Raw genomic sequence first — 17,386 nt, 5'->3', positions numbered from 1 at the left:
ATTTCTAAATTCATACTGACGGAACAATCTGCAATAAACTCTCGATTTTTATATTCCCTTCCACCCCGTCAATCTGCAAGTTTATACTGCCAATCCCTGCAGCCAGAGCGGTTTCCACGTCTAGCAGGCGGTCACCAACATAGTAGGTGGTCGATTTATCTAAGTCATATTTTTCAATCAAATACAGCAAAGCCTCCGGGTCCGGCTTTCTGGCAAAACCCGAGTCACTGGTCAGAATTTCCGTAAAATAATGGTCGACGCCCAAATCAGCCAGCACCTGAAAAGCATTGTCACTCTTGTGAGTGTAAATAAAGTTTTGAATGCCCTCCTGCACAGTCCATTCCAGCACCTCACGCGCGCCCTCCATCAACTGGATAGCCGTGTTCTTCTCACGGAGAGAGTTGGCTCGGGCTTGATTGAGCTGCGCCAAGTCCTTGCCATATTTCTGAGCATCTCGCGCCAGCAAATCCTTTACAGAATAGCGAAGGATAAACTTTCTTACTTCTTCACGGTCAAAAGGAAGTTTGTATTGTTCATAGGTTTCTTGAATCCCTGCCAAAATCGCTTCATAGGAATCCAACAGCGTTCCGTCCAAATCCCAAATAAATGTCGGTGTCATCTTATCTCCATTCATATGCTCGATAGGGCTTGTCTAATTGGTAACCCAGCTTTTCAGCCAGTTTCAAGGATGTCAGGGTGTGGGCATCCCAGCTAGGATAGAGATTACGGTCTAAACAAGCTAAGATTAACTGAGCAGCACAAGCTCTAGCTAAACCCAAACCTCGATAGTCTTCCCTAGTATCCACTTCTATCTCAATCCCACCTGAATAACTGGCATAGGATGAGGCACCTGACACCACCTGTTCCTTATGCAAGATGACATAGCCTAGACCCAAGTCTAAAAACTGCTCCACATCAGCATAATTGCCCACCAAATCGCGTGACCATTCTTCTACCAGACAGGCATCATACAGATTACGGTCAATCACTTTCAGGTCAAACTCTTCAGGTAGGGCATCAATCAGTTTCTGCAAATGCCCAAGGTCAAAACTAGTATCTTTTTTCGTAGCATAACGGGTAAAGGACCGGATCCTGTCTCCGTAAGTTCCTTCTATCAAGTCTGACCAGGCCTGGTTTTGAGGGACTAAAATAATATCCTTTCCCTCACACATTTTTAGCAAGTCCACATTTGGTTTTCCGGCCAAAAAACCAAAGAAGCTCTGCCGTCCATAGAGAGCTAGGGCTGACTGGGGAGACTGGGTATTATCGACATGAATCTGTCCCATTCTGCCTTCTAAACAGGTCCAAATAATTGCCTCAGGCCAATCTCCAAATAAACTGGCCACTTGTCTCATCTGCTCTGCCATTATTTTTTCGTATAGGGATAACCCAAGTGCTCGTAGGCCTTGGCTGTCGCAACCCGCCCTGTCCGTGTCCGCATGAGGAAGCCCTGCTGAATCAGGTAAGGCTCGTACATGTCCTCCACTGTTTCACGCTCCTCGGCGATGTTGACCGACAGGGTGTTTAGGCCGACAGGACCGCCGCCGTACATCTCAATCATGGTACGGAGAATCTTTTGGTCCACATAGTCCAGACCTTCACGGTCCACGTCCAGCATGGTCAGGGCCTTGTCCGTAATGCTATCGTCAATCAGGCCGTCGCCCATAATCTGGGCAAAATCCCGCACCCGCTTGAGCAGGCGATTGGCGATACGAGGGGTCCCACGCGAACGACGAGCCAACTCAATAGCAGCTTCATGGGTAATCTCCATGTCAAAGATGTCCGCTGTCCGCTCGACAATCTCGGTCAAATCAGCCAGCTCGTAGTACTCCATGTGTCCAGTGATACCAAAACGGGCTCGCAGAGGATTGGACAGCATCCCCGCACGAGTGGTTGCTCCAATCAGGGTAAACGGTGGCAACTCCAAATGCACAGAGCGACTGGCCTCTCCTGCTCCAATCATAATATCGATGTAGAAGTCTTCCATAGCAGAGTAGAGAATCTCCTCAACCGCCATAGGCATACGGTGAATTTCATCGATAAAGAGGACATCGCCAGGCTCCAAATCATTGAGAAGGGCCACTAAATCGCCTGCCTTTTCAATGACGGGCCCACTGGTCTGCTTGATATTGACCCCTAGTTCGTTGGCAATAACGAAGGCCATGGTGGTCTTACCCAAACCTGGAGGGCCAAAAAGCAGTGTATGATCCAAGGCTTCATCACGGAGCTTGGCCGCCTCGATAAAGATTTTCAGCTGGTCCTTGACCTTGTCCTGACCGATGTATTCATTTAATTTCTGCGGACGCAGGGTACGCTCAACATACTCCTCATCCTGCATCTGTTCCATATCTAAAATTCTAGTCATGGGACTATTATAGCACAAAATGAAAATACCAGACTCAGTGAGTCCAGTATTCTCAGGAGATTATATGAAAAAGATATGCCAGCCGTTTGAGCTTTAGCTCTTACGGATGACGATACTGAAAATCATTCAGTAAAAGTTTTGCTATTTCTAGCTTAAATAGAGTATAATTCACAAAACTTAAGGGAAACTAAAAAATTCTCTGGAAAATCCAAAGAATTTTGATTTTTTTATAATCCAAGTCGTTCAAAGATGTCATCTACCCGCTTAGCATAGTAGTCTGGGTTGAAGAGTTCATCGATTTCTTCCTGGCTGAGTTTGACTGTCACACGCTCATCCGCTTCGAGAAGAGGCTTGAAGTCCACTTGATTGTCCCAAGAATGTGCGGTTTTTGGTTGCACCAAGTCATAGGCTTCCTCACGGGTCATGCCTTTCTCAATCAAGCTGAGCATGACACGCTGGCTGTAAATTAAGCCAAAAGTTGACTCCATATTGCGTTTCATATTTTCAGGGAAGACCGTCAAGTTCTTAACGATATTGCCAAAACGATTGAGCATATAGTTAATAAGGATAGTCGTATCCGGCGTGATAATCCGCTCCGCTGATGAGTGGGAAATATCGCGTTCGTGCCAGAGAGCCACATTCTCAAAAGCCGTCACCAAGTGACCACGCACCACACGAGCCAGACCGGTCATGTTTTCAGAGCCGATAGGGTTGCGTTTATGGGGCATAGCAGAGCTGCCCTTTTGGCCTTTGGCAAAATACTCTTCAACTTCACGTTGTTCAGATTTTTGTAGCCCACGGATTTCTGTCGCCATACGCTCGATAGACGTTGCAATCAAGGCTAGGGCTGAGAAATATTCTGCGTGGAGGTCACGAGGAAGAACCTGGGTAGAAATTTCCTGCGGACGAATGCCCAATTTGCCACAAACATACTCTTCCACAAATGGAGGAATGTTGGCAAAGTTTCCAACCGCACCTGAAATTTTACCAGCCTCAACGCCCTTGGCTGCCACATCAAAACGCTCCATATTGCGTTTCATTTCACTGTACCAAGTTGCCAATTTAAGACCGAAGGTCGTTGGCTCCGCATGGACACCGTGAGTCCGCCCCATCATGATGGTATATTTGTGCTCACGTGCCTTTTCGGCAATGATGTTAGTAAAGTTTTCAAGGTCGCGACGGATGATGTCGTTGGCCTGCTTGTAGAGGTAGCCGTAAGCCGTATCCACCACGTCGGTCGATGTCAGACCGTAGTGGACCCACTTGCGTTCCTCACCAAGACTTTCCGAAACCGCACGCGTAAAAGCCACCACATCGTGACGGGTTTCCTCTTCAATCTCTAAAATGCGGTCGATGTCAAAAGTCGCCTTCTCACGAATCAAAGCCACATCTTCTTTGGGAATCTCACCCAACTCAGCCCAAGCCTCATCAGCGAGGATTTCCACCTCCAACCAAGCCTTGTACTTGTTCTCTTCACTCCAAATAGCCGCCATCTCTGGGCGGGAATAACGATTGATCATATTTATGATATAGAGGGAGTTAAGAAAGCGAGAGAAAAATAGGAAACTGCCGCTATGCGCTAGCACACAAGACCGTTTATCATTTTTCCGACGCTTTTAGCCCGAGTTCAAATACTCGAACCCACCCTCTTTCCTTTCTTTTTGTTTTAAAAATTATTAATCAAGGAAATCCGTAACATGTATTCAGCTGAGAGAATTCGATGTCCGTATTCCTTTCTAATTCGTTCTTCTTGGGAAGTACATATTTAGCGAGTATACCAAAAATACACTTATCTTTTACTTATTTTTCTTTTCTTTTAAATAATTTGTTAACATAGGTCCGCCAAGAACAACTACTGCAGTAGAAATTGTACCGATATGCTTCTTCACAAATTTGACAGGTTTATTTAAATTTTTACCAATTTTATGCACTTGATTTTTATCCATTTGAAATTCCACCTCTCAGCAATTCCTCTCCTGTAAATTCAATTGCAATTATATCGTCATCTGTCAATTCTGTCATACCAATTTGAGCAATAAATTCCGCAGGTTCGACACACCATTTCAACTGTCGTTCCATTTCAATATCAACATCCTGCAATTCAAGTAATTGCCCAACATATTCTTGATTTTTTTCAACTAGTAGCTTTACTGGGGTATAAAGACTGTCTATGATTTGATGATTGCCGGTAATCATGTAGGTCTTGGCTAAAAGTTCCGTAGAGTTAACAATATAAGAAAATTGTTCATTTAATTCTGAAAAACTTTCCAGAACCTCTTTATTAAATTTCTCATCAAATATAGATTTTAAAAATAGTTGCCACTTTGAACTTGGAATAGAAATATTCTTTTTGATTTCGTTTTCAAATTCCTTTATTAATGCCTCTCTACCTTCGTTAAGGTGACTGATGGAATTAAGTAATAAAATCTGCTTTTGGGGATTGTCATCAGGCATCATTAATGCCTGATTGATTGTACTTTCTGCTCCTAAAATTTTTGAACGCCTGTCGTCTTTGAGGCCTCGTTTAACTTCCAAAGCAATTTGTTTAACTTCTGACAGCAGTATTTCTAAATCAGCAATTTTTTGTGCGTTAGCTAATTGATTAACATTGTTAGTAACATTTTGGAAAGCTTCTGGATTATCTAGAACAATTTTTTCTAATCTTGCTTTAGATACAATTTCATTATTTGTTCCTTTTTTTACAAAATTAGGCAATAATGCTGATCTATCTGCTGTTCTTTGAAAATCTATTTCGCCTTTTTGATATCTTTTTAATTGTTCTTTTGTAAACTTAACAACATACATCTCTTCAGCATTAATGTTCTGTTGGATTTCTTTATAAGAATTCACGATTGTCGAAAAGTATGTACCAATCTGTTCCAAATTAATATTTTTATTTTTCAAAAATTGTACTGATAATTGTCTTTCTTCATCTTTAGAAGCGATTTCTTCTCTTTTAATTGCTAATTCACTCATACTACCTCCTAACCTACTTCATCCTCCCCCAACACCGTCACGTGTCCCATTTTGCGATTGTGCTTTGCTTCTAGTTTACCATAAAAGTGGGGATGGGCGGTAGGGTTTTCTTGAAGAAAGGTTTGAACTGCTTCCATGTCTTGTCCGAGGACGTTGATCATAACAGCTGGAGAGAGAAGGCGGATAGGAGGCAGAGGCTCCCCTAGGATGCCTCGGATATGGGTATCAAACTGTGAAAAATCACAAGCTTCAATGGAATAATGCCCCGAATTATGAGGGCGAGGGGCGATTTCGTTGACCAGAATATCCTGACCTGCCACAAACATTTCAACGCAGAGGGTGCCTGCCAAATGGAGCTTGTCGGCGATTTGCAGGGCCATTGTTTTGGCTTTTTCAGCTAGTTCATCTGAAATACGGGCAGGCACAATGGTCTTGTAAAGAATATTATTGCGGTGGATATTTTCCTGTACAGGAAAGACGGTGTAGTCGGAGCCATTCCCAGACACAAGGACGGAGATTTCCAGGTCGAAATTCACAAACTCTTCCAAAACACATTCGGCAGAATTTGCTAGCTGACTAGCCTCTACCAAGTCCGCCTCTTCTCGAATGACCTTCTGGCCATGTCCGTCATAGCCCCCAGTGGCTGTCTTTAAGACATAGTTTTTGCTGAGGTCCAGACCTTCTAACTCTAGGCTAGAGGTGACCACTTTGTAGGGGGCGACTTGCACGCCAGCTTTTTTTGCCAAAAAATCCTTCTCAAAAATACGGTTTTGGGAAATGCGGAGCAAGTCTGTTCCTTGTGGAAGTTGTCCATCCTTGACGACCGCGTCCAGTCCGTCGGCATCAACATTTTCAAACTCGTAGGTCAGGACATCGCACCGCTCCGCCAGCTGTTTGAGAGCCGCCACATCGTGATAGGGAGCGACGATGACCTCGCTAACCTTGGAGGCTGGGCAGTCCGCTGCAGGATCCAGCGTGATCACCTTGTGACCCATGTAAATAGCGGAAATAGCCATCATCTGCCCTAGCTGACCACCGCCGATAATTCCAATTGTCTTAGATGAGGTCATCTGTCATCGCCTCCGCAATTTTTTCCTGCTCCTTGGCAAAGTCTGCCAGCTGAGCCGCAATGGTTTGGTCTTCAATGGAGAGAATGCGAAGAGCTGTCAGGGCTGCGTTGGTGGCACCTGCTTCACCAATCGCCATGGTCGCAACAGGCACACCGCCCGGCATCTGCACGATAGAATAGAGCGAATCCACACCACTTAGGGCACGAGATTGGACAGGGACTCCGATGACAGGCAGGGTGGTCTTAGCTGCCACCATACCCGGCAAATGAGCCGCACCACCAGCTCCTGCGATAATAACCTTGATACCACGGCCACGCGCTTCTTCGGCATGACGGAACATGAGGTCTGGCGTGCGGTGGGCAGAGACCACTTTCTTTTCATAGGCTACGCCAAATTTGTCCAGCACATCTGCTGCTTTTTTCATGGTTTTCCAGTCGGAACTAGAGCCCATGATGATGGAAATTGGAATGTTCATGCTTATCTTTCCTTTTCTTTATCCCTTATTTTACGGCCTTGCTTCCAATATCTGTCCGATAAAAGAGGCCTGTCGTGTCTTGTTTCTTCAACTCCGCGTAAATTTTTTCTTGAGCTTCTTGGACGGTGGCTGCTGTGGTAACCAGCATATAAACTCGACCGCCATTGGATAGCAGTGCTCTGCTATTTTCCGCAAAACGAACCCCTGCATAGTAAGTCGTGATGTCACCCTCAGTCTTCGCAGGCAACTCAATGCCCTTTTCGTAGTCCAAAGGATAGCCATTTGAGGCCACAACCACACCCAGCGTCACGCCACTGTCTAGCCAGGTCAGCTGAGTCGGACGTTGGCGGAGGATGTCGTCGATGTTCTGAGCAAAGTCAGAGGTCAAACGAGGCAAGATAATCTGGGTTTCTGGGTCGCCAAAACGGGCGTTGAACTCGATAACCTTGGGACCTTGGTCGGTCAGAATCAAACCAGCATAGAGCACGCCCATATAAGACCGACCTTCCGCAATCATGCCATCCAGAATGGGCTTGACAATAGTGTCAACCGCTGTGTCCACCACGCTTTGAGGCAGGTGGGGAACAGGAGCATAAGCCCCCATGCCACCTGTGTTGGGACCTTGGTCGCCGTCAAAGGCACGCTTGTGGTCCTGGGCTGTCGGCAGAATGTAAAACTGGTCGCCATTGACCAGAGCAAAGAGGGAGAACTCCTCGCCCGCCAAGAACTCCTCGATGACCACGCGGGCACCCGATTCGCCGAACTTGTTGTCCAAGAGCATCTCCCGAGCCGCTTCGACTGCCTGCTCGACGGTTTCTGCCACGACCACGCCCTTGCCTAGTGCCAAGCCGTCCGCCTTGACCACGATTGGAGCACCCTGCTCTTCGATGTAGGCTTTGGCTTCTTCGAAGTTGGAAAATGTGCCAAAGGCTGCTGTTGGGATGCCGTATTTGACCATGATTTGTTTGGCAAAGTCTTTTGACCACTCTAGCTCCGCGGCGAGACGACTCGGACCAAAAGCTTTTAGTCCCGCCTGTTCAAAATCATCAACGATTCCTGCTGCCAGAGCATCGTCTGGACCCACAAAAGTCCAAGCTATGTCATTTTCCTTAGCAAAGTTAATCAGCGCAGAATGTTCGGAAATTCCGATGTTTACTAACTCGATACCATCTAAAGTCATTCCGTCATTTCCAGGAGCAACAAAGACCTGTTCTACCTGTTTAGATTCTAACAATTTCTTTGCAATAGCGTGTTCACGACCACCAGACCCAACAACTAAAAGTTTCATTTTTTACACCTCAAAAACGGATTTTCTATAAACAGTATAGCAAAAACAGACGGATTTTGATAGAAAGAACAGGGAAATGTTCGGGAATGGAAAAAGCTCACACGAGGTGAGCAATATCCAAATTTCTCAATGTCTAAAATGTCTGACTCCTGTAAAGACCATAGTTAAGCCATATTTATTGGCCATGTCAATGGAATCCTGGTCACGGACGGATCCACCTGGCTGAATGATAGCCTTGATACCTGCCGCTGCGATTTCTTCCACGTTATCAGCAAATGGGAAGAAGGCATCCGATGCCAAAACGGCTCCCTCCAAACGATCCTTGGCCTGCTCGATAGCGATACGGACGGACGCCACACGGTTGGTTTGCCCCGGCCCCACGCCCAAGGTCATCTTGTCATTGGTGATGATGATGCCGTTGGACTTGACATACTTAGAGGACTTCCAGGCGAACTCCATAGCCGCCCACTCTTGCTCGGACGGTTGACGATCGGTCACCACCTGCCAGTCCGCTGGGCTTTCCACCACCACGTCCTGATCCTGCACCAAGAGCCCCCCGACAACGCCTGTGAACTCCTTTTCCACTTCGCTTGCATCCTGTGCGTCAAAAGCCAATTCCAAAATCCGAAGATTTTTCTTTTTATTGGTCAAAATCGCTAACGCTTCTGCCGAGTAGCTCGGTGCGATGATGATTTCTAAGAAAATCGGGTGCATCTTTTCAGCCGTCGCAGCATCCACTTCCCTGTTCAGCACGACGATGCCTCCGAAAATGGATACTGGGTCAGCCTCATAAGCATAATCCCAAGCCTGTTCAATGGTTTCAGCCTGACCAATACCGCAAGGGTTCATGTGTTTAAGAGCCACAACAGTCGGACGGTCTTTGAAATCACGGATAATACGGATAGCCGCATCCGCATCACGAATGTTATTGAAAGACAATTCCTTACCGTTTAGCTGTTTAGCAGCTGCAATAGAATAGGCTGTCGGAAGTGCATTTTGGTAGAAATCCGCATGTTGCTGAGGATTTTCTCCGTAACGCATGGGCTGATTGAGGTCGTAGGTAATGGTGAGTTTTTCAGGCTTGTCTTCACCAACTTGCTTGGTAAAGTAGGCTGCAATCAGGGCGTCGTAGGCTGCGGTATGACGGAAAACCTTGGCAGCCAATCGCTGACGCGTTGAGTAGGTCGTCTGTCCCTGCTCTGCTATTTCCCCTAAAACCGTCGGATAATCTGCCGGATCCACTACAACGGTCACGCTGGCGTGGTTTTTAGCTGCTGAACGGAGCATGGACGGTCCACCGATGTCGATGTTCTCCACCGCCAAATCATAGGTCACATCTGGGCGCAAGATAGTCTCTTTGAAAGGATAAAGGTTGACCACTACCAAGTCAATCAAGCCAATCTCATGGTCCTTGGCTGCTTGCAAGTGGCTGTCCACATCCCGACGAGCCAGCAAGCCCCCGTGGATTTTGGGATGAAGCGTCTTAACACGGCCATCCATCATCTCAGGAAAACCGGTCACATCATCAATTGCAATAGTGGTTACGCCTGCCTGATCCAAGGCAACCTTGGTGCCTCCGGTCGAGATAATTTCCCAGCCAAGTTTGGTCAATTCCTGGGCAAATTCTACGATACCATTTTTATCTGATACGCTAATTAACGCACGTTTTGTCATGATTTCTCCTTATTTTTTCACTGCCCCCAACTCCTCCAAAACTGCTGGATAGAGTTGGTACTCCGCTTCATGTATTCTGGCTTCAAAGGTTTCTAAGCTATCATCAGCCAGCCTTGGAACTCGGACTTGCTGGATAATTTGTCCTGTGTCAACGCCGCTATCAACCCAGTGGACTGTTACTCCGCTTTCAGATACGCCAGCCTGCCAAGCATCTTCAATTCCATGGGCTCCTGGAAATTCAGGTAAGTAGGCGGGGTGGATATTGATGATACGACCTTCATATTGAGCTAACAAGGTCGGTCCCACAATCTTCATATAGCCTGCCAAGACCATCAAGTCAATCTGGTGCTGGTCTAAGAGTTGGATGAGGGCTTCTTCGTAAGCCTGCTTATCCGCAAACTCTTTTAATTCAAAAGTAAAGGCTGGCACACCAAGTTTTTCAGCCCGTTCCAAGACATAGGCATTTCTGTGGTCTGAAAAGACAAAGACAACTTCAAACTGCTCTGCGATGACTTGAAAATTGGAACCGTTGCCTGATGCAAACACTGCTATTCGTTTCATTTGATGACCACACTCTTATCTTCCTTGGCGATGATGCGACCAATGGTGTAAACTTCCTCGTCAACTAGTTGACAGACACTGTCAACCTTATCTGGACTGACTGCCAGGACCAATCCGATACCCATATTGAAGATTTCAAACATTTCTTCATGTTTGATCTTTCCGTATTTTTCAAGAGCTGTAAAGATTGGGAGGACTGGAATCTTGTCTTCTTCGATCTCAGCTGCAAGATTATCAGCAAACATACGAGGCACATTTTCGATGAAACCACCACCTGTGATATGGGCAATGCCGTTGACCAGCCCTGCTTTTACCAGAGGCAATACCTGCTGGACATAAATGCGGGTAGGCTCTAAGAGGACATCCTTCAGAGCTCTGCCATTGAGCTCTGGCAACAGAGCGTCGCCAGCAAGATCCGCAAACACACGACGGACTAGGGAATAGCCGTTGGAGTGGATGCCGCTGGAAGCTAGGCCGAGGAGAATGTCGCCCTCCTGGACCTTACTGCCGTCAATAACCTGGGACTTCTCCGCAATACCGACGGCAAAGCCAGCTAGGTCATAGTCATCCTCGCCGTACATGCCAGGCATCTCAGCCGTTTCACCGCCAATCAATCCACAACCTGCCTGGACACAGCCTTCCGCCACACCTGCAACCACCTGCTCCAGCTTGGCAGGCTCGTTTTTTCCTGTCGCGATGTAGTCGAGGAAATAAAGTGGCTCCGCACCTGCAGCGATAATGTCGTTGACACACATGGCCACGCAATCCTGACCAATGGTATCATGTTTGTCGTACTGGATAGCTAGCATGAGCTTGGTTCCCACGCCGTCTGTCCCAGATACTAAGACTGGCTCTTTGACATCCAGCTTCGTCAGATCAAACATACCACCAAAGCCACCGAGAGCTCCCATAACGCCCAAACGTTCTGTCCGAGCCACGTGTTTCTTAATCCGCTCAACCACTTCGTAGCCAGCTTCGACGTCAACACCCGATTGGGCATATGCATTTTTTGACATATCAATCTTCCTTCTTAATTATTTGACCTTCTAGAATCAATCAAGTCACTATTTGACCTTTTCGATGTAAAAACTTGTCTGTTCTTCTAAACTACGCAAATATTCTTCCTCATAGTCATAAAGAGGCGTTGGATACTCACCATCAAAATAAGCTACACATAGTCCTCCATTGGGAGCATCTGTGTCGATACCGATGGCTTCAATCATCCCCTCAAGAGAAAGATAGGTCAGGCTATCTGCTCCAATAATCTCACAGACTTCCTCAACGGTGTGGTTGGCTGAAATCAGTTCCCGACGGGTTTGAATATCGATACCGTAAAAGCATGGATACTTGAGCTCTGGACTACCGATTGCCACATGGACTTCTGCTGCCCCTGCCTCTCGCAAGAGCTGAACAATCCGCCGGCTAGTCGTTCCACGCACGATGGAATCGTCAATCATGACCACACGTTTGCCCTTAACAACCCCAGAAACAGCAGACAACTTCATGCGGACTCCCTGCTCACGGAGCTCCTGGGTTGGTTGGATAAAGGTACGCTGAGTGTACTGATTTTTCACCAAACCCATCTCATTAGGTAAACCGGATTCTTCAGCAAAACCCATAGCAGCGCTGAGAGAAGAATTTGGCACACCGACCACAATGTCGGCTTCATGTTGAAATTCCTGCGCTAAGCGTTTGCCCATATTTTTTCGTGCCGTGTGGACATTGACTCCATGAATAGTCGAATCAGGGCGGGCAAAGTAGACATATTCCATCGAACAGATCGCCAATTGGGTATCACTTGTGTAACTATCATAGTGGATACCCACATCATCTATGATGACAATCTCTCCAGGTTCGACATCCCGTACCCACTCAGCTCCAACTACTTCAAAGGCACAAGTTTCGCTGGCAATAACCCAGGCTCCATTTTTCATCTTCCCGATAGATAGGGGACGAAAGCCATTTGGATCCAAGGCCGCAATCAACTTGTCCTCTGTCATCAAGAGATAGGCAAAGCCTCCCTTGACAATGCTCAAAGCCTCCTTGACCTTGCCCATAAAATTTGGATTGTGGCTGCGACGAATCAGATGCATGAGGATTTCAGTATCTGACGAGGCGTTGAAAATAGCACCTTGCGCTTCCAATTCTTTTCTCAGAGAAATTGCATTGGTCAAGTTCCCATTATGGGCTAAGCCAAAAGCTTCATCATGAAATTTATAAAGAAAGGGTTGGATATTTCGAATGTCCGCTGAACCAGCTGTGGCATATCGAACATGTCCGATTGCCGCATTCCCTTTTAACCCTTCCAAATCAGCTGGATTTTTAAAAACTTCAGATAAGAGTCCTGTAGCTCGATGTCCATAAAGCGTTCCCTGATTGTTCGAAACAATCCCTGCCCCTTCTTGTCCACGGTGCTGCAAGCTATGCAGACCAAAATAGGTCACCTGAGCAGCCTGCGGATGTCCCCAAATACCGAAAACACCGCATTCTTCGTTGAGTGATTTAACTTCGTATGTCATATTTATTTTCCTGTAAAATAGCGAACTGCTGAAACAAAGAGACCTTGGTCTTTCTTACCTGGAATATTTTGGAAAAGACCGTCCTCGTAACGCTCCGAGTGTCCCATTTTCCCGATAATCTGACCATTTCGGCTGGTGATTCCTTCAATAGCATGGCTAGAACCGTTTGGATTATATTTAGAATCCATGCTAGGCTGACCTGCAAAGTCAACGTATTGGCTGAAAATCTGACCATTGTCACGCAAGGTAGTGAACTCCTCGTCCGTCACCACAAACTTTCCTTCCCCGTGTGAAACTGGAATAGCATGGATGTCACCGACTTGGACACCTGCCAACCACGGTGAGTTGACATTGGCAATCCGTGTTTCCACCATTTTAGCAACGTGCTGGTTGGCATCGTTGTAGAAGAGGGTTGGACTGGTTTCTCCCGCCCCCTCAAAGTTTCCATACGGCAGCAAGCCCGATTTGACAAGGGCCTGGAAGCCATTACAGATACCGATGATAAGGCCACCTTTTTCGATAAATTGGTCAATAGCAGAGCGGACCTTGGCATTTCGTAAGATAGTCACGATAAACTTAGCAGACCCGTCTGGCTCATCCGCAGCCGAGAATCCACCTGCGAAGAATAGAATGTTGGCCTTGTCAATGCTGTCAACCATTGTATCAACTGACTGTTCAATACTTTCCGCATCCAAAGTCACAAATGGCACCAGATTAACCTTGGCACCAGCCTGTTCAAAAGCCTTGGCGGAGTCGTATTCTGAGTTGGTACCTGGGAAGACTGGGATGTAAACCACAGGTACCTCAACGGCTTCTTTTGCTTTTATAACCACTGAACTTGTGACTGCTGGAACATCCTGCAACTCTGTCGCCTGTTCAAATTCTGTTGGGTAAACTTCTTCTAGTTTGCCTTCAAAGGCTGCCTGCAAGTCCTGTCCAGCTAGGTTGACACCATTGACAAGCAGTGTAAAGTCTGTAGTGGTTTGACCGATTTTCACAGCATCTGGAATGTCTTCTTTCGATGTGAAGACAAAGCCACCTAGCTGACCTGTTAGGCTAGTTTCAAGGTCTGCAAGCTCAACTCTTACTCCGACTTGGTTTCCAAAGGACATGAGGGCTAGGCTTTCTAGAATTCCTCCATACTTGACGGCACTAGCAGCCGTAATCACATAAGCGCTCTGCCATTTTTCAAAAGTCTCAAAATTAGACTTGATCAAGGCAAAATCAATGTCTTCTGACAAAATCTGACCTGGTAAGTAATAAATGTGCTCGCCAGCTGCCTTGAACTCAGGCGAGAGGACCTTACGGCTGTCAGCCGTGGTCACACCAAAGGCAACCAGGGTCGGCGGTACAGTCAAGTCCTCAAAGGTACCAGACATGGAATCCTTGCCACCGATAGACGGTAGGCCCAGTTGAATTTGAGCCTCAATAGAGCCGAGCAGAGCCGCTACTGGCTGACCAAAACGCTCTGCCTGCTTATCCATTCGCTGGAAATACTCCTGATAGGAGAAGCGAGCCTTGGACCAGTTAGCGCCTGTTGCCACCAAGCGAGCTGTCGCTTCGATGACTGCATAGGCTGCTCCGTGGTAAGGTGACCAGTCTGCCAGATAGGGATGGTAGCCCTGAGCCATGACAGAAGCCGTCGTCGTCACACCGTGCTGGACAGGCAACTTTTGCACCGAACTTTCTGTCGGTGTCAACTGGTGACGACCTCCGAGTGGATGGTTGACCGTTGAACGACCAACAGATGAGTCGAAAATCGTCTGCAAACCTTTTTGACTAGCATGGTTGAGGTCTGATAGAAGATTTTTCAAGTCCTCCTGTACAGTTTCAGCGGAAGTTCTACGTGTTTCTGGCAGCTTGGCAGGACTGTCAACAATCTTGGCATCAACGACTACACGCACACCGTTGGTATCAAGGAAGGAACGCTCCAAATCGACAATGGTTTGTCCATTCCAGGTCATGACTAAGTTTGGTTTTTCAGTGACTTTGGCTACGACAACCGCATGGATATTTTCCTTACGACAAGCTGCGATAAAGGCATCTACGTCTTCTGGACGGACAACTACACTCATCCGCTCCTGTGATTCGGAAATGGCAATTTCCGTTCCATTCAGACCTGCATACTTGAGTGGAACTTTATCCAAGTCGATTTCTAAACCATCTGCTAGCTCACCAATAGCTACGCAGACACCGCCTGCACCGAAATCATTGGATTTTTTGACAAGGCGTGTAACGTCACCATTTCGGAACAAGCGTTGGATTTTACGTTCTTCGATAGCATTTCCTTTTTGGACTTCCGCACCAGCCGTTTCCACAGACTCAACTGTCTGCACCTTGGACGAACCTGTTGCTCCACCGATACCATCTCGACCGGTTTTGCCTCCTAACAAGATGACCACATCGCCTGCGACTGGTTTTTCACGGACCACATTTTCCTTTGGAGCTGCACCGACTACGGCACCCAACTCCATACGTTTTGCGACAAAGCCTGGGTGGAAGTATTCACGTACATAGGTGGTCGCAAGACCAATTTGGTTTCCGTATGAAGAATAGCCATGTGCCGCTGTTTTTGAAATGATTTGCTGTGGCAATTTCCCTGAGCGGGTAGCTGTCAGAGGCTGGGTAATATCGCCCGCACCTGAAATCCGCATGGCTTGATAAACATAAGAACGACCTGACAAAGGATCACGAATGGCTCCACCGATACAGGTTGCGGCACCGCCAAAAGGCTCGATTTCTGTAGGGTGGTTATGGGTTTCATTCTTGAACATAAGGAGCCATGGCTCTTTCACACCGTTCACATCCACTTCAATTTCCACCGAGCAGGCATTGATTTCGTCCGACACTTCCATATCATCCAGACGACCATTGGCCCTCTCATAGCGACCAAAAATCGTCGCCATATCCATCAAAGTCTGTGGCTTGTCTGTCCGACCCAACTCAGTTCGCATAGCAAGATACTTGTCATAGGTCGCCTGTAATTGCTTGTGGAATTTTGAGGCTGAAAAGTCAATAGACTTTAGCTCCGTTTCAAATGTCGTATGACGGCAGTGGTCACTCCAGTAAGTATCCAAGACCTTGAGTTCTGTCTCAGTTGGCACACGACCGATTGACTTGAAATAGTCCTGAATGAAGAGCAAGTCTTCCACTTCCATAGCCAAGCCAGCCTCACGCTTGTAAGCTGCAAAATCATCCGCTCCGTAGCTAGCAAAAAAGTCTAGGGTCGGAATAGTAGCATCCGACACCGAAAACTCCTGAGCCACCAAAGGAGCATTCAAATCCTTGAAACGCGAATCCACAGGATTGAGCAAATAATTCTTGATAGCAGCCAACTCTTCTTCCTGCACATCACCGTTCAAGATGTAAAGTTGCCCTGTATTGACACGCACCTCCTGGCGACTGCCCAACAAGAGAAGGGCCTCCTGACTGCTTGCAGCCCGCTGGTCAAACTGACCAGGCAAAGCCTCAATAGCAAAATAAACCGCGTCTTCCAAGCCCAGTTCCGCTTCCGACAAGACCTTGTCCGTCACCTGCTCAGTAAAGATGTGCTTGATGGCCTGCTCTAACAAGTCCTCCTCAAGATTGAAAACATCGTAAACCTGCACTAACCGCAAACTTGACAGGCTTGTCAACTGCAAATTATGGGTCAACTCCTTACGAAGAGCCTCCGCCTTAATCTGAAAATCCGCCTTCTTCTCAACAAAAATCCGCTTCGCCATTTTTTCCAATCCTTATTTCACTTCCTGTAACTTTGCCAATACGACCTCGTAAACCTCGGTCAAATCCCCGAGACCCCGACGAAAAACATCCTTGTCCAGATGGTTGCCATCCGCATCCCATAGACGACAATTATCCGGAGAAAACTCATCCGCCAATACAATCTGACCAGAAGAGTCAGTCCCAAATTCTAACTTGAAATCCACCAAAGTCAGCCCAATCTGAGCAAACAAGTCCTTCAAGAAACTATTGATACGACGCGTTTCTTCCTTGATATAGGCAATTTCTTCTGAACTAGCTAGATTAAGAAAAGCAATATGTTCATCGTTTATAAAAGGATCGTCCAACTCATCTTTTTTATAGTAAAATTCCACGATTGGAGTAACTAATGTAATTCCTTCTTCTACCCCAAAACGTTTTGAAAAAGAACCAGCGGTCACATTTCGCAAAACCACCTCCAGCGGAATAATCTCCACTTTTCTATTCAATTGCTCTGAATCTGACAAACGTTTGATAAAATGCGTCTTGACTCCAGCTTCATTCAACTTTTCAAAAATTAAGGACGAAATCAGATTGTTAAGTCGCCCCTTGCCAGTAATCTGTTCTTTCTTACCACCATTAAAAGCCGTCGCCTGATCCTTATAAACCGCAACAATCTGGTCGCTATCAGCCGTAGCGTAGATGTCTTTGGCTTTTCCTGAATAGAGAAGGTCTGTTTTCATGAGAATGTTCGCCTTT

General features: G+C 46.7%; 15 protein-coding genes. All 15 read right to left on the bottom strand.

The window, feature by feature from the left end; genetic code table 11:
- Nucleotides 1-10: 10 nt before the first annotated feature.
- The 15 genes from ACHBIF_RS08555 to purC all read right to left on the bottom strand — a co-directional run bounded on the left by ACHBIF_RS08555 (nucleotide 11) and on the right by purC (nucleotide 17,370).
- Complete coding sequence (locus ACHBIF_RS08555; protein ID WP_394719913.1) at nucleotides 11-619, bottom strand: HAD-IA family hydrolase; 609 nt, start codon at nucleotides 617-619, stop codon at nucleotides 11-13.
- Nucleotide 620: 1 nt separating this feature from the next.
- Nucleotides 621-1,367: a GNAT family N-acetyltransferase gene (locus ACHBIF_RS08550; protein ID WP_394719911.1), complete on the bottom strand. Its 747-nt coding sequence runs from the start codon at nucleotides 1,365-1,367 to the stop codon at nucleotides 621-623.
- Entirely contained in the window at nucleotides 1,367-2,365 is a 999-nt protein-coding gene (ruvB, locus tag ACHBIF_RS08545) for a Holliday junction branch migration DNA helicase RuvB (RefSeq protein WP_394719909.1), read from the bottom strand. Before ruvB ends, ACHBIF_RS08550 begins: the two co-directional genes overlap by 1 nt.
- 227 nt (nucleotides 2,366-2,592) lie before the next feature.
- Nucleotides 2,593-3,885: an adenylosuccinate lyase gene (gene purB / locus ACHBIF_RS08540; RefSeq protein ID WP_394719907.1), complete on the bottom strand. Its 1,293-nt coding sequence runs from the start codon at nucleotides 3,883-3,885 to the stop codon at nucleotides 2,593-2,595.
- Between the two features lie 276 nt (nucleotides 3,886-4,161).
- Nucleotides 4,162-4,311 (bottom strand): hypothetical protein, encoded by a 150-nt coding sequence (locus tag ACHBIF_RS08535; RefSeq protein WP_394719905.1) that lies wholly within the window; start codon nucleotides 4,309-4,311, stop codon nucleotides 4,162-4,164.
- A complete protein-coding gene (locus tag ACHBIF_RS08530; protein WP_394719903.1) occupies nucleotides 4,304-5,341 on the bottom strand; it encodes a hypothetical protein in 1,038 nt (345 codons plus the stop codon). The genes ACHBIF_RS08535 and ACHBIF_RS08530 overlap by 8 nt, the downstream gene beginning before the upstream one ends.
- Nucleotides 5,342-5,349: 8 nt before the next feature.
- The gene (purK, locus tag ACHBIF_RS08525) at nucleotides 5,350-6,411 is read right to left on the bottom strand and encodes a 5-(carboxyamino)imidazole ribonucleotide synthase (RefSeq protein WP_394719901.1); all 1,062 of its coding nucleotides are present in this window, start codon (nucleotides 6,409-6,411) and stop codon (nucleotides 5,350-5,352) included.
- Nucleotides 6,398-6,886 (bottom strand): 5-(carboxyamino)imidazole ribonucleotide mutase, encoded by a 489-nt coding sequence (gene purE, locus ACHBIF_RS08520; RefSeq protein WP_024383089.1) that lies wholly within the window; start codon nucleotides 6,884-6,886, stop codon nucleotides 6,398-6,400. The genes purK and purE overlap by 14 nt, the downstream gene beginning before the upstream one ends.
- A gap of 25 nt (nucleotides 6,887-6,911) precedes the next feature.
- The gene (purD, locus tag ACHBIF_RS08515) at nucleotides 6,912-8,174 is read right to left on the bottom strand and encodes a phosphoribosylamine--glycine ligase (RefSeq protein ID WP_394719899.1); all 1,263 of its coding nucleotides are present in this window, start codon (nucleotides 8,172-8,174) and stop codon (nucleotides 6,912-6,914) included.
- A gap of 126 nt (nucleotides 8,175-8,300) precedes the next feature.
- Entirely contained in the window at nucleotides 8,301-9,848 is a 1,548-nt protein-coding gene (purH, locus tag ACHBIF_RS08510; protein ID WP_394719897.1) for a bifunctional phosphoribosylaminoimidazolecarboxamide formyltransferase/IMP cyclohydrolase, read from the bottom strand.
- A 9-nt stretch (nucleotides 9,849-9,857) separates the two neighbouring features.
- Nucleotides 9,858-10,409, bottom strand: a complete 552-nt coding sequence (gene purN / locus ACHBIF_RS08505) for a phosphoribosylglycinamide formyltransferase (RefSeq protein WP_394719895.1) — start codon at nucleotides 10,407-10,409, stop codon at nucleotides 9,858-9,860.
- A complete protein-coding gene (gene purM, locus ACHBIF_RS08500; protein ID WP_394719893.1) occupies nucleotides 10,406-11,425 on the bottom strand; it encodes a phosphoribosylformylglycinamidine cyclo-ligase in 1,020 nt (339 codons plus the stop codon). Before purM ends, purN begins: the two co-directional genes overlap by 4 nt.
- Before the next feature lie 48 nt (nucleotides 11,426-11,473).
- Nucleotides 11,474-12,928 (bottom strand): amidophosphoribosyltransferase, encoded by a 1,455-nt coding sequence (gene purF / locus ACHBIF_RS08495; RefSeq protein WP_105160529.1) that lies wholly within the window; start codon nucleotides 12,926-12,928, stop codon nucleotides 11,474-11,476.
- Between the two features lie 2 nt (nucleotides 12,929-12,930).
- On the bottom strand, nucleotides 12,931-16,650 hold the full coding sequence (locus tag ACHBIF_RS08490) for a phosphoribosylformylglycinamidine synthase (RefSeq protein WP_394719890.1): 3,720 nt from the start codon (nucleotides 16,648-16,650) through the stop codon (nucleotides 12,931-12,933).
- A 12-nt stretch (nucleotides 16,651-16,662) separates the two neighbouring features.
- The gene (purC, locus tag ACHBIF_RS08485) at nucleotides 16,663-17,370 is read right to left on the bottom strand and encodes a phosphoribosylaminoimidazolesuccinocarboxamide synthase (protein ID WP_394719888.1); all 708 of its coding nucleotides are present in this window, start codon (nucleotides 17,368-17,370) and stop codon (nucleotides 16,663-16,665) included.
- Between the last annotated feature and the right edge of the window lie 16 nt (nucleotides 17,371-17,386).

Origin of the sequence: Streptococcus sp. A11 (assembly GCF_043674225.1) — a bacterium.
GTDB classification, from domain to species: Bacteria; Bacillota; Bacilli; order Lactobacillales; family Streptococcaceae; genus Streptococcus; species Streptococcus suis_V.
The sequence above is the reverse complement of the archived record's forward strand: the minus strand, read 5'-3'. Positions and strand labels throughout refer to the sequence as shown.

Excerpts from the sequence above, each read along its gene's own strand:
- ACHBIF_RS08555 (WP_394719913.1), bottom strand. The coding sequence starts at position 619 with ATGACACCGACATTTATTTGGGATTTGGACGGAACGCTGTTGGATTCC.
- ACHBIF_RS08550 (WP_394719911.1), bottom strand. The coding sequence starts at position 1,367 with ATGGCAGAGCAGATGAGACAAGTGGCCAGTTTATTTGGAGATTGGCCT.
- ruvB (WP_394719909.1), bottom strand. The coding sequence starts at position 2,365 with ATGACTAGAATTTTAGATATGGAACAGATGCAGGATGAGGAGTATGTT.
- purB (WP_394719907.1), bottom strand. The coding sequence starts at position 3,885 with ATGATCAATCGTTATTCCCGCCCAGAGATGGCGGCTATTTGGAGTGAA.
- ACHBIF_RS08535 (WP_394719905.1), bottom strand. The coding sequence starts at position 4,311 with ATGGATAAAAATCAAGTGCATAAAATTGGTAAAAATTTAAATAAACCT.
- ACHBIF_RS08530 (WP_394719903.1), bottom strand. The coding sequence starts at position 5,341 with ATGAGTGAATTAGCAATTAAAAGAGAAGAAATCGCTTCTAAAGATGAA.
- purK (WP_394719901.1), bottom strand. The coding sequence starts at position 6,411 with ATGACCTCATCTAAGACAATTGGAATTATCGGCGGTGGTCAGCTAGGG.
- purE (WP_024383089.1), bottom strand. The coding sequence starts at position 6,886 with ATGAACATTCCAATTTCCATCATCATGGGCTCTAGTTCCGACTGGAAA.
- purD (WP_394719899.1), bottom strand. The coding sequence starts at position 8,174 with ATGAAACTTTTAGTTGTTGGGTCTGGTGGTCGTGAACACGCTATTGCA.
- purH (WP_394719897.1), bottom strand. The coding sequence starts at position 9,848 with ATGACAAAACGTGCGTTAATTAGCGTATCAGATAAAAATGGTATCGTA.
- purN (WP_394719895.1), bottom strand. The coding sequence starts at position 10,409 with ATGAAACGAATAGCAGTGTTTGCATCAGGCAACGGTTCCAATTTTCAA.
- purM (WP_394719893.1), bottom strand. The coding sequence starts at position 11,425 with ATGTCAAAAAATGCATATGCCCAATCGGGTGTTGACGTCGAAGCTGGC.
- purF (WP_105160529.1), bottom strand. The coding sequence starts at position 12,928 with ATGACATACGAAGTTAAATCACTCAACGAAGAATGCGGTGTTTTCGGT.
- ACHBIF_RS08490 (WP_394719890.1), bottom strand. The coding sequence starts at position 16,650 with ATGGCGAAGCGGATTTTTGTTGAGAAGAAGGCGGATTTTCAGATTAAG.
- purC (WP_394719888.1), bottom strand. The coding sequence starts at position 17,370 with ATGAAAACAGACCTTCTCTATTCAGGAAAAGCCAAAGACATCTACGCT.